Source organism: Labilibaculum manganireducens (assembly GCF_963665805.2).
Taxonomy (GTDB): domain Bacteria; phylum Bacteroidota; class Bacteroidia; order Bacteroidales; family Marinifilaceae; genus Labilibaculum; species Labilibaculum manganireducens.
Genome location: NZ_CAXXEE010000003.1, coordinates 1080788 through 1094677, shown reverse-complemented (window position 1 = coordinate 1094677; position 13890 = coordinate 1080788). Strand labels below are relative to the sequence as shown.

Annotated in this window: 7 protein-coding genes; all 7 read left to right on the top strand. The window is 37.2% G+C overall.

The window, feature by feature from the left end; translation table 11 throughout:
• Positions 1-47: 47 nt before the first annotated feature.
• The 7 genes from ACHZAX_RS04335 to hpf all read left to right on the top strand — a co-directional run bounded on the left by ACHZAX_RS04335 (position 48) and on the right by hpf (position 13798).
• Complete coding sequence (locus ACHZAX_RS04335) at positions 48-2480, top strand: GH36-type glycosyl hydrolase domain-containing protein (RefSeq protein WP_320018150.1); 2433 nt, start codon at positions 48-50, stop codon at positions 2478-2480.
• A gap of 12 nt (positions 2481-2492) precedes the next feature.
• A complete protein-coding gene (locus ACHZAX_RS04330) occupies positions 2493-4226 on the top strand; it encodes a glycoside hydrolase family 9 protein (RefSeq protein ID WP_320018149.1) in 1734 nt (577 codons plus the stop codon).
• 359 nt (positions 4227-4585) lie between these two features.
• Positions 4586-7651: a SusC/RagA family TonB-linked outer membrane protein gene (locus tag ACHZAX_RS04325; protein WP_320018148.1), complete on the top strand. Its 3066-nt coding sequence runs from the start codon at positions 4586-4588 to the stop codon at positions 7649-7651.
• A 103-nt stretch (positions 7652-7754) separates the two neighbouring features.
• Positions 7755-9290: a RagB/SusD family nutrient uptake outer membrane protein gene (locus ACHZAX_RS04320; RefSeq protein WP_320018147.1), complete on the top strand. Its 1536-nt coding sequence runs from the start codon at positions 7755-7757 to the stop codon at positions 9288-9290.
• A gap of 92 nt (positions 9291-9382) precedes the next feature.
• The gene (locus ACHZAX_RS04315) at positions 9383-10843 is read left to right on the top strand and encodes a glycoside hydrolase family 30 protein (RefSeq protein ID WP_320018146.1); all 1461 of its coding nucleotides are present in this window, start codon (positions 9383-9385) and stop codon (positions 10841-10843) included.
• 32 nt (positions 10844-10875) lie between these two features.
• Entirely contained in the window at positions 10876-13149 is a 2274-nt protein-coding gene (bglX, locus tag ACHZAX_RS04310; RefSeq protein ID WP_320018145.1) for a beta-glucosidase BglX, read from the top strand.
• A gap of 349 nt (positions 13150-13498) precedes the next feature.
• The gene (gene hpf / locus ACHZAX_RS04305) at positions 13499-13798 is read left to right on the top strand and encodes a ribosome hibernation-promoting factor, HPF/YfiA family (RefSeq protein ID WP_101309294.1); all 300 of its coding nucleotides are present in this window, start codon (positions 13499-13501) and stop codon (positions 13796-13798) included.
• Positions 13799-13890 lie beyond the last annotated feature (92 nt).

Genomic DNA, 13890 nt, shown 5'->3' with positions numbered 1-13890 from the left:
TAGGTACCAACAACACCTAAAAGAGTAAACAATTTAATTTTAGTATTATGAAGTACGGTTTCTTTGATGATGCCAACAAGGAGTATGTTATTACCTCACCAAAAACTCCGTTCCCTTGGATTAATTACCTTGGGAATAAAGATTTTTTTGGGTTAATATCAAACACAGCAGGAGGATATACTTTTTATAAAGACGCGAAATTTCGAAGATTAACGAGATATCGTTACAATAACGTTCCTGTAGACATGGGCGGACGTTATTACTATATAAAAGATGAGGAGTGCACATGGAACCCAGGCTTTAAACCAACTCAAACAGAACTGGATAAATATGAATGCCGTCACGGACTTAGTTATACCCGTTTTTTAAGTAGTAAAAATGGACTTTCTTCAAATTTACTTTGCTTCATCCCACTCGACTACATGGGAGAAGTGCATCTTTTGAGACTTAAAAATGAAACAGACAAAGCAAAAAAAGTAAAACTATTCTCATTTGCTGAATGGTGTTTGTGGAATGCTGAAGATGACATGACCAACTTTCAGCGCAACCTGTCGACAGGTGAAGTGGAAATAGAAGGTTCTGCTCTTTATCACAAAACAGAATACAAAGAGCGCAGAAATCATTATGCATTCTTTTCGGTAAATTCTGAAATTAACGGTTTTGATACCGATCGAGAAAGCTTTATTGGTATGCACAACGGATTCGACAAACCGCAGGCAATCGAAAATGGCAAAGCTGGAAACAGTGTTGCTCATGGATGGTCGCCAGTTGCATCGCATTACATCGAAGTTGAATTACAACCAGGTGAAGAAAAGGAATTTGTTTTCATTTTAGGTTACGTAGAAAACAAAGACGAAGAAAAATGGAGTTCAAAAGGAATCATCAATAAGGCGAAAGCCAAAGCCATGATGGCTCAATTTGACACTACCGCAAAAGTAAATGCTACTTTCGCAGATTTAGAAAGTTATTGGTCCAAACTTCTTGACAAATTCAATTTAAAAAGTAAAGAAACCGAGCTAAACAGAATGGTTAGCATCTGGAATCAATACCAATGCATGGTCACCTTTAACATGTCGCGAAGTGCAAGTTTCTTCGAAAGTGGAATTGGCCGAGGCATGGGATTCCGTGATTCCAATCAGGATATCATTGGTTTTGTTCATCAGATACCTGCCGAAGCACGACAACGAATTTTAGACATAGCGGCCACCCAATTTGAGGACGGCGGATGTTATCACCAATACCAACCATTAACAAAAATGGGAAATCATGCCTTAGGCGGCGATTTTAATGATGATCCGCTATGGTTAATCTTATCTGTAACATGTTACATCAAAGAAACTGGTGATTTCAGTATTCTGGATGAAATGGTTCCTTTTGATAATGATGAATCGAAAGCACAATCTTTATTCCATCATTTAAAAGTATCGTTCAATCATGTTGTCAATAATTTAGGACCTCATCAATTGCCTTTAATCGGTCGTGCCGATTGGAATGATTGTTTGAACCTGAACTGCTTCTCAACAAATCCAAACGAATCATTCCAAACAACAGGGAATAAAAAAGGACGAACTGCCGAATCGGTAATGATTGCAGGATTGTTCGTGGTTTATGGGAAAGAATTCATAAAACTTTGCAATCGAATTGGTAATACCGAAGAGGCCGACAAAGCCACCAAGCATGTTGAGGCAATGACTCAAACAATTAAGGATCATGCATGGGATGGTGAATGGTTCTTGAGAGCATATGATTACTACGGTAAAAAAGTGGGATCAGAAGAAAACAAAGAAGGTAAAATTTTCATTGAATCGCAAGGTTGGTGCACCATGGCCGAAATTGGCCGTGAGGAAGGCTTGATGGAAAAGGCTCTTGACAGTGTTAAGGAACGAATGGATACGCCTTACGGAATTGTTTTAAATAATCCAGCCTTCACCGAATACAAAATTGAGTATGGTGAAATCTCTACCTATCCTGCCGGATACAAAGAAAACGCAGGTATTTTCTGTCACAACAATCCATGGATAATCATTGGTGAAGCCCTTTTAGGAAGAGGCGATCAGGCTTGGGATTATTTCCGTAAAATCTGTCCTTCTTACTTAGAAGAAATAAGTGAATTACACAAAGTTGAACCCTATGTGTACTGCCAAATGGTAGCCGGGAAAGATGCTTTTAAACCAGGCGAAGGAAAAAACAGCTGGCTGACTGGAACTGCATCGTGGAATTTCTATGCCATCTCTCAATACATTTTAGGTATTCAACCAGATTACGATGGATTAAGAATTGATCCTTGTATTCCTAAAGAATGGAAAGAATACACCATAACCCGTCAATTTCGTGGAGTAAGTTATGAAATTAAGATCTTGAATCCTGATGGGAAAAACAAAGGAGTAAAATCAATGGAAATTGATGGAGCACCAGTGAATGGCAACATAATTCCAATTTTAAAATCAGGAACTCATAAAGTAACGGTTATTATCGGATAACAATACATAGAGATGAAGATCAAGAACTATAAAATATACGCATGCCTGCTTTCTGTATTATTTACAGCATTTGCTTGTACCCAAAAAATGGATGAGCCTGTTCCGGCAAACGAACAGCTCATACTTGCCAATCAAGTTGGATATGAGAACAATGCTCCTAAAAAGGCAATGATCAGAACAAGTGCCGATCTGTTTCAAATTAAAAACAGCAATGGTAAAATCATACTTGAAAAAGCTGTTGGTTCGAAACAATATAGTTCATTATCAGGTGATACGATCCAATCAATAGATTTTTCGGAATTAACAGATAAGGGGGAGTATTATATTATAGCAAATGACAGCATCATCTCAAATAAAATCATCATAACAGAAAGACCTTACGCGGAACTTGCAAAAGCTTCGCTTAAGTCTTTCTATCTGAATCGATCAGGAATGAAAATTGACAGTTTGTATGGTGGAATTTGGGCTCGCCCGGAAGGTCACCCCGATACAATTGTATATTATCACTCTTCTGCTGCAGATAAAAATCATCCCGAAAATAGTATTGTATCATCACCAAAAGGCTGGTACGATGCCGGGGATTACAACAAATACATCGTTAACAGCAGTATTTCAACCTACACTTTACTTTTTGCATATAAATCATTCCCAGCTTACTTCAATGAACTGAACGTGAACATTCCGGAATCAAATAACGAAATTCCTGATATTTTGGACGAAGCATTGTACAATTTACGATGGATGATGACAATGCAGGATACTTTTGATGGTGGCGTTTATCACAAGCTAACCACTAAAAATTTTGAAGGTTTTGTAATGCCGCATGAAGCTGCCAATAAAAGATATTTGGTTCAGAAAAGTACGGCTGCAACATTGGATTTTGCTGCAACAATGGCTTATGCTTCCCGGCTTTTTGCTGATTTTAGTTCGAGCTTGCCTGGTTTGGCTGATTCTTGCTTAATTCAATCAGAAAAAGCATGGAAATGGGCAGTTAAAAATCCAAACATCTTATACGAACAAGCCTCTGATATAAATACCGGAGCCTATGACGATACTAACTTAAGCGATGAATGGTACTGGGCATCTGCCGAATTATATCTGGCAACAGCCAACAATAAGTATAATAAGCATCACAAAAACAATGATATTAATATTACAACTCCGGGATGGCGGGATGTAAATACCTTAGGCATAATTTCCTTACTAACTTCTGATATGAAGGGTGAATACACCGAATTGAAAGATGTTTTTTTAAAGAACATCGATCAACTAATTGAGATTGAAAACAATTCACCATATAAAATCGCTGTTGAGAAATACGAATGGGGAAGTAATTCAGAATTTGCCAATCAAGGAATGATGAAATTACTTGCATACCAAATAACAAAGAATTCCAAATACCTGAACTCAGCAAGAGAGAGTTTAGACTATTTGCTTGGCCGAAATGCAACTGCTTATTGCTTTGTAACAGGTTTTGGTTCTTTGAGCCCAATGAATATTCACCACCGACCTTCTGCTGCCGATTCTGTTCATGAACCTGTGCCTGGCTTTTTGGTTGGCGGCCCCAATTTAATTGTTCCCAACGATTGTGGTTCTGATGTTATCAGATCTACTTACCCTGCTAAATCCTATGCTGATGAGCAATGTAGTTATTCGACTAATGAAATTGCCATTAACTGGAATGCTCCGCTTGTTTATTTAACCTCAGGAATCGATGCTTATGGAAAAGGTCGGAAAAAAGAATAAAAAAATGCCGGAAAGATTAGTTGGTCCTCTCCTTCCGACAAATAATTCATTTTATTAATACGCTAATGAATCGGCGCAAATTTATGAAAAAAAAGGGAATTAGAAGAACACTAATTCTCTGATAAGCAATAGTGAAACAACTATTCACAAAAGACAATACTCTTATTTTCTCTTTGTGAATATCGAAAACGATGTAAATCTGATTTTCAGTAACTACACATAAATTTTAAAGTCTAAAAATACACATATGATAAAAAACAAAGATTAAAAAAAGTTTATATCAAAAACCCATTAGGATGTGTTGGTCCTCTCCTTTTGGGAAATAAATTGTAACCATAATACGCTAATGAATTAATTTTATGAAAAAATCTGAGATTTTTAATGCTCCCACACATTGCCTTAAAACAGGGAAGCTAAACAACCGTAGATGGCTTTTGAAGTCATCCATGTTACTACTGATGGTATTTTGCAATGTATCCATCATGTTTGGTCAAAGTACTAACAAGGAAATTATTGGTAAGATAACTGACTCCTCCGGTTTTGGTATACCTGGTGTTAATATTTCCTTAAAGGCAACAACTATCGGAACAGTTTCCGATATCGATGGAAATTATTCTATTTCCGCCAACCCCGAAAACGTTATTGTATACAGTTTCATTGGATACACAACACAGGAAATTTTGGTTGGCGATCAAACAACAATTAATGTTGTTCTGGATGTAGATGCTTTAAGTGTAGACGAAGTTGTTGTAATTGGCTATGGTATTCAAAAGAAAGCTCTGAATACAGGCTCTATTTCCAGTGTTAAGGGCGAAGAGCTGCAGAATACTCCGGCATCAAGAGCAGATCAGGCTATTCAAGGCCGTACAGCAGGTGTATCTGTTTTATCAAATTCAGGTTCTCCGGGTGCAGGAACAAATATTCGTATTCGTGGAGTAAACTCAAATGGTAATTCAAATCCATTGTTCATTGTAGATGGTATGAAAACTGGAGATATTAATAACATTGATCCAGGTGATATTGAATCTTTTGATGTTTTGAAAGATGCAGCTTCTGCAGCCATTTATGGTACCGAAGGTGCTAATGGTGTTATTATCATTACAACTAAAAGCGGTAAAACAGGAGAAGCTAAAATCTCTTATGATTTTCAATATGGTCTTCAAAGTTCAAGAAGTGACTTGGAATTAATGAATGCCAGCGAGTATCAACAATGGATGCAGGAATCAGGTGCAGGAACCGTTACTCAAAATGGAAACGATACCGATTGGCTGGATGAAGTTTTTGAAGTTGCTCCAATGCAAAAACACCACTTAAGTTACTCCGCTGGAACCGAAAAATCGACTTATATGGTCTCTGGTTCATACTATTCACAAAATGGTATTGTTGGTGATGACAAAGCAAAATACGAACGTATCACCGCTCGTGTTAATGCCAAAAGCAGTCTTAAAGAATGGCTTGAGGTTGGAAACAACTTTAGTTTTTCACACTCTAAACAAAAATATATTGGAGAAGATGACGAATATAGAAGTGTTGTAAACAATGCACTTTTAATTGATCCTCTTACTCCTGTAACCTACGATGGCACTCCTGCCAACGTTCAAAGTTTATTAGATGGTGGTAATACTATTCTAAAAAATAATAATGGGCGTTATTTCGGTCTGGCACAATATGTAACTGGGGAAACAGCTAATCCGCTTGCTATGTTGCAAACTTATCACAACACCATTACTCAGGATAAAGTCTTGGGAATGGCCTATGCAACAGTTAAGCCTATAAAAGGATTGTCTTTTACTACTCGTATTGGACTTGATCTAACTTATCAAACTCAACATTCATGGGCTCCAACTTATTATTTCTCAAGCGAAAGCCAAAACTCAGCAACTTCGGTTGATGATGAAATTAACAAGTGGTACACCTGGTTGTGGGAGAACTTCGCAACGTACAATAAAAAAGTAGGTGATCACGACTTTACTCTTTTAGCCGGTTATTCTGCTGAAGAAAACCAAGAACCCAATTACACAATGCACTCCGGACCACTAATTGCTGAAGGTGACCAGTATGCCTATCAGGAACATACAACATCTAATGAATTTGACAGAACAGGTGGTGGATATGTAAACCATACAATGACGTCATATTTCGGTCGTTTATCTTACAATTACCTCAACAGATATATGATGGAATTATCACTTCGCCGTGATGCCGCTGATGCATTTCCTACGACTGATAAATCTGCTGTTTTCTCTGCAGCGTCAGTAGGATGGATTGTGTCTGAAGAAGATTTCTTTGACATCAAAGGTATTGATTACTTGAAATTAAGAGGTAGCTGGGGACAAAACGGTAGTAGAGCAAACTTACCAGGAAATGAAGATCGTGAATTCTGGGTATTCTCAGGAATACAATATCCTGGTACTGATGACGTTTACCAACCTGGTGCAGAAATCGACAAATTAACCAACCCAAATTTAAAGTGGGAGACTACAGAACAACTTGATCTTGGTTTGGATTTGAGATCTTTGAATGGAAAACTTTCCTTTACAATGGACTACTACAACAAGAAAACAAAAGATTTGATTTTTGTTAAGCAAGGACCATTATCTGTCGGGAACGAATTTCCTTTTGCAAATGCAGGAACTGTTACCAATAAAGGATTCGATTTCGAATTAGGATACAGAAACAACGATAGAGAATTCAAGTATAGCATCAATTTAAATCTATCTACCCAAGATAACGAAGTAACCAAACAAGCAGGATCTCCAATAGCCGGTGATAATCTTAGAGGTTATGATTTAACCTGGTTCGAAAAAGGATACCCAATCTGGTATTTCAAAGGATACAAAACCAATGGTATCGATAAAACTACCGGAGCCCCTATTGTAGTTGATGTAAACAAGGATGGTGAAATTTCAGCTGCCGATCAGACTTACATTGGCGATCCGCATGCAGACTTTTTGTATGGTGCTACTTTTAATGCTCAGTACAAAGGATTTGACTTTAACCTTTTCATACAAGGATCTGAAGGGAATGATGTATTTATGGGTTGGTTCCGTTCCGACAGACCTTTCTCTAACAAACCAAAGTTCATGTATGATAACAGATGGACTCCTACTAACACCAATGCCAGCAGACCTGCTGCTGACAATACAAGCGACTATGTATACCGTAGTGACTTAATGGTGTCTGATGGTTCATACATGCGTATCAAACAAATTCAATTGGGTTATACACTTCCAAAATCGACAACTCAGAAAGCTGGTATCGATCGTGCCCGTGTGTTTGTTTCTTTGGATGATTTCTTCACTTTCACAGATTATGAAGGTTTAGATCCTGAAGCTGGTAGTTCAGAAGTTACAAGACAAGGTGTTGACCGGGGAATCTATCCAATCTCTGGAAAAGTGATTTTTGGTTTATCTGTTAATTTTTAATCAATATTTAGTTTTAAAATGTACCGAGATTAAATAAAACGAACAGTCTGGGCCAAAAGTCTAATTCCGTTCATTTTATCGGGGTAACATAAATCATACAAATATGAAATATTTAAAAATATTCAAATATATTTTGGGAATCGCCATTGCAATTTCCAGTTCTTCCTGCAACGAAGACAAATTTCTCGAGATAGATCCAACAGGTCGTGTGACCAGTGAGAATTTCTTAAATACCGATAGTGAAGTTAAACTGGCAATCGTTGGAGTTTACAACGCCATGCAAAACAACTTCTCATCTGGTGAATGGACAAGTGCTTACTTTGCAAAGAATCTGCCAGCCGATGATTGTTTGGCAGGATCTACAGAAGGTGACCAATCGGGTTACCAAAATATTGATGACTTTGCCATTCAAACAGATAATGATAAAATAAAAGCAATATGGTCTAACTTTTACAAAACCATTAGTTCAACCAATACCATTATTAACCAGGTTGAACCAGATACTGATAGTAAAAAAGAAATGATTGCAGAAGCCAAAGCATTAAGGGCTTATTGCTACTTTGAATTGGTAACCATGTTTGGCGGTGTTCCTCTTATGACGGTAAATCCTGTAAGCGAGGTTGATTATCATTTACCCAGAGCATCCGTTGCTGATATTTATACTCAAATTGAAAAAGATTTTACGGAAGCAATTCCAGATCTTCCATTAAAAAGTGAATATAGCGTAGCAGATCGCTATCGCTTTTCAAAAGGAACCGCTCAGGCATACTTCGGAAAAGCATTGTTGTATCAAAAGAAGTATTCAGAAGCTGCAACTCAACTTGCTTATGTTATAAGCAGTTTGGAATATGATTTAGAGCCAGATTTTGCCGATGTGTGGGCAAAAGAAACTGAATTCGGACAGGAGTCATTGTTCGAAGTTTCTTACACTGCACAAGAATCATACGACTGGAATAATTTTCCTTGGAATGGTGGTAACGAAAATAACATTGAGGTTCAACTGCAAGGTCCCCGAAGCGATCTATTCGACATTTCAAATTCTTCTATTGACATTATAAATGGATGGGGATTCAACCTGCCTTCTGCAAAAATTGGTCAGGCTTTTGCGGATGCCGGTGATACTGAACGTAGAAATGCGACTTTGATGTCGGAGGCCGATTTTACAGCAACAGGAGGAGTAATTAAAGATTCAAACGCACATGATTACGAAGGATACATGCGTTTAAAATATGTTACAAAACTTTCTGAAACCGGCACTGATGGTGTTGCTGACTTAAATTACACTACCAATTGGCGTTTGATGCGCTATGCCGATGTATTGCTGCTGGCAGCAGAAGCTTACCATTTTTCAACCCAAGATGGACTAGCATTAATCGAATTGAATAAAGTTCGAGATCGTGCTGGCTTAATTGACATTCAAGCTTCTGATGATATCTTCCAAGCAATTGTAACTGAAAGACAATTGGAATTGGCATTTGAAGGAAGTAGATATTGGGATTTAGTTCGTTGGGATCTTGCAGTTCAAGAATTGGGTAGTTTAGGATATACAGCAAACAAACACGAGTTGTTTCCTATACCTCAAAGTGAAATAATCGCAAATAATTCAATTGACGACACAGATCAAAACCCTGGATATTAATATATTATTATATCAAATTTGAATCATAGAGAAGACTACCCTTATTTTTAGGGTAGTCTTTTACTAATTCATTAGAACATAGAAAAAAGACTATGAAAAGATTCATCCCCATTATAGCAATTGCCTTAACAGCATGCTCACAACCAAATAAGAACGAGAAAACCAATTTTACTAAAGGGTTTATTGCTGAAGGAAAAACGGCAACTGTAATTACTACTGCCAAGGATACAAATCTTAGATTAACCAAAACAGGAGAAGTAGAATTTATTAAAACCAAACAAGCTCAGGAAACTGAGAATTCCGTTTTTGTTAATCCAAACAATACATTTCAAACATTTATCGGAATAGGTGGAGCCATTACCGATGCATCTGCCGAAGTATTTGCAAAACTTTCAGAAGAAAAACAAAAAGAACTGATTACAGCCTACTATGGCAAAGAAGGAAATGCTTATTCCTTAATTCGTACGTCTATTCACAGCTGCGATTTTAGTAGTGGCAGCTTCACATATATCGAAGAAGGAGACAAAAATTTAGAAACCTTCTCAATTGATCACGACAGACAATATCGTTTGCCAATGATTAAACAAGCAATTGCAAAAGCCGGAGGTTTTATTCTATTTTATGCAAGTCCATGGAGCCCGCCAGCATTCATGAAAGACAATAACAACATGCTTCAGGGAGGTAAATTGCTTCCTGAATATTACGATACCTGGGCCAGATACTACGCCAAATTCATTAATGCATACGAAAAGGAAGACATTCCTGTTTGGGGAATAACAATCCAGAACGAACCCATGGCGGTTCAACGCTGGGAATCTTGCATTTACACTGCGGAAGAAGAAAGAGATTTCCTGAAAAACCATTTAGGTCCAATATTAGAACAAGAAGGGCTTGGTGATAAAAATATTGTAGTTTGGGATCACAACAGAGATTTAATCACACACAGGGCAAATACCATTTTCGATGATCCTGAAGCTGCAAAATATGCCTGGGGAATCGGTTTTCATTGGTATGAAACCTGGAGAGGCGGCGAACCAATGTTCGACAACGTACAGAAAATACAAGAAGCCTATCCAGATAAAAAACTACTTTTTACCGAAGGTTGTAACGAAGCATTCGATTCTTCAAAATATCAGTATTGGCCAAATGCAGAACGATATGGTCGTTCAATAATTAATGACTTTAATCGTGGAACCGTTGGTTGGACTGACTGGAACATTCTATTGGATGAAACCGGAGGCCCAAATCATGTTGGAAATTTATGTTTCTCCCCTATTCATGCAGATACTAGAACAGACAGCTTAATTTACACCCCATCGTATTACTATTTGGGACATTTCTCAAAATATATCCGCCCGGGAGCAAAAAGAGTAAGTACTGTTACAAGTTCCAGCTTTCTTCAAAGCACTTCATTTATAAATGAAAATGGTAAAATGGCAACAATTGTGATGAACAGTTCAGAAAAAACTATGAGTTACAAATTATATTTTGGAGCCAATATTGCAACATCAATTGAAATTCCGGCAAGAGCCATACAAACCATTATATTTTAATCAAATAAAATTCCATATAAAATACTACAATAATGATTAAAAAAGTAAATCTGGTCATCATCTCATTACTTGTGCTTTTATCCTGTAATCAAGAGAAAAGCCCCTTATCTAAAGAAGATGAATTTGTGTCTGAACTTCTCGGTAAAATGACTCTTTCTGAGAAAATAGGACAATTAAACCAACACACAAGCCGGTGGGAAATGACAGGACCTGCTCCAAAAAATAATGACTCTCAGGATCAACTGGAGCAAATAAAGAATGGTGAAGTTGGATCCATGCTAAATGTTACTGGAGCAGATGCTACTCTTAATGCCCAAAAATTAGCCGTTGAAAACAGCCGCTTAGGCATTCCTATGATTTTTGGTTACGATGTAATTCACGGTTATCAAACCATGTTCCCAATTCCTTTAGCTGAAGCCTCTTCCTGGGATCCTGAAATCGTTAAACTATCAGCACAAGTTGCTGCGAAAGAAGCTTCTGCTGCCGGTTTACAATGGACTTTTGCCCCCATGATGGATGTGGGTAGAGATGCACGTTGGGGAAGAGTAATGGAAGGTTGCGGAGAAGATCCTTATTTAGCAAGTGTTTTGTCTGTAGCTCGTATTAAAGGATTTCAAGGAACTGATTTATCGGCAAACAATACCATTGCTGCTTGTGCAAAACACTTTGCCGGCTATGGATTCTCCGAATCCGGAAGAGACTACAATACTGTTGATATTGGATCCTATACACTTCACAATATTGTTTTACCACCCTTTAAAGCGGTAGCTGAAGCCGATGTTTCTACTTTCATGAATTCATTCAATATTATAAATGGTACGCCCTCTACAGCAAACCCATATCTGCAACGCAACTTACTAAAAAACAAATGGAATTTTAAAGGATTTGTTGTTTCTGACTGGGGAAGCATTGAGGAAATCTCGAATCACGGAGCTGCCGAAAATCTAAAAGAGGCTGGCCTGCTTGCAATTAAAGCAGGTTCGGATATGGATATGGAATCCAATGCCTACAGCAAATATCTTAAAGAATTGGTAGATGAAGGCAAAGTAGATGAAAAGTTGATTGATGATGCAGTTAAACGCATTTTAAAAATTAAGTACAAACTAGGCTTGTTCAATGATCCATATCAATACTCTAATATTGAACGTGAGAAAAAAGAAATCTACAGCAAAGAAAATAGGGCTGCTGCCCGAAACGTAGCCCGTCACTCAATGGTACTTCTTAAAAATAAGGCTCAGTTACTTCCTTTATCTAAACAAATAAAGTCGATTGCCCTTATTGGCTCTTTGGCCGACAGTAAGGATATCCCTCTGGGAAGTTGGAGAGCAAAAGCCATTAAAAACTCGGCTGTATCCTTACTGGAAGGAATTCAGTCAGCCGTATCTGCAAAAACGAAAATAAACTACAGTAAAGGCTGTAATCTGACGATTGGAGACAGAAGTTTTCTTCAGGAGCTCTCTTATGAACAAAATGACAAATCAGGATTTCAGGATGCAATAAAAGCGGCACAGAATTCAGAAGTCGTAATTATGGCTCTTGGAGAAGATTGCTGGCAATCCGGCGAAGGCAGAAGTCAAACAGACATTCGTTTAAAAGGACAGCAACAGGACTTATTTAATGCAGTAAAAAAAGTAAACAAGAACATTGTTGTCGTATTAATGAATGGCCGGCCTCTTGCCATTCCCGAAATAGCTGAAAATGCAGCTGCTGTTCTGGAAACATGGTTTGGTGGTTCCGAAGCAGGAAATGCAATTGCAGATGTTCTTTTTGGAGATTACAATCCATCAGGTAAATTAACCATGTCTTTCCCAAGAAATGCAGGTCAATGTCCGATTTACTACAATCACATGAACACAGGCAGACCCACTTCTACGAACAATGTATTTTGGTCACACTATACCGATGCACCAAATACACCATTATATCCATTCGGATATGGTTTAAGCTACACATCTTTTGCCTATGGGGAAGCAACAATCAATTCCAGTGCTATAAAAAAGGATGAAACCATTGAGATTAAAATCTCACTTGCCAATACAGGAAAATATGAAGGTGAAGAAGTTGTTCAGCTATACATTCAGGATCCTAAAGCAACCTATGCCCGTCCGGTTAAGGAACTAAAACAATTCAAAAAAATCAAGCTAAAACCAGACGAAAACATACAGGTATCATTCAAATTAAAACCTGAAGACCTGGGATATTATTCCCCGGAAGGAGAATTCCTGATAGAATCGGGAGAATATCACATTTATGTTGGAGGTAATTCACAAGAAGTTAAGCAAGTTAATTTTACGCTTATAGATTAGTTAATATTAGTTGATTTGAAAAGGGCGGAAAACAGTATTGTTTTTCGCCTTTTTCTGTAAAAAACCAACCCCTTTTGGTAAATTGAAACAATAGAATTTTAAAAGTTAAATTTTCAATAAAAATTATACACCTTATCCTTAAGCTCTTGTGAAATTAAAATTGTTAAAGACATTTAAATTCATCTTTTTCATTTCTTTTCCTTAGTTTTTTTGCGTATTTTCAATCTAGAAAGATTAATCATTTATGGCTTTAAAAGTCATTAGCGCGCGAATAACAAGAACCGGTTTATATTTAACAGAATATTAACTTGTGCAATAAGTTGCATATTAAAATATAGGAGGAATTGTGATGAACATGAAAATGCAATCCGTAGGTTTTAAGGCAGATAGCAAATTAGAAGCTTTTATTAACCAAAAATTTAAGAAACTTGAAAAGTTGGAAAGTACAATTACTGGTTACGATATAATACTTAATGTTGACAAATCAAGTACAAAAGACAATAAAGTAGTTGAAGTGAAAATTAAAGTTCCGGGAAGTGAGCTTTTTGCAAAAAAGAAAAGCACCTCTTTTGAAGAAGCTGCCGACCTAGTTTCAGAAGCTTTACGAACTCAAATATTAAAATACAAAGAAGTAAAAGCCAGCAAATAAAATATCAACCCTCTGCATTCGCAGAGGGTTTTCTTTTTCCCTTCCCTACTCTTATTCCATCTTCAATTATTTGTCAACGAAACAATAAAAGC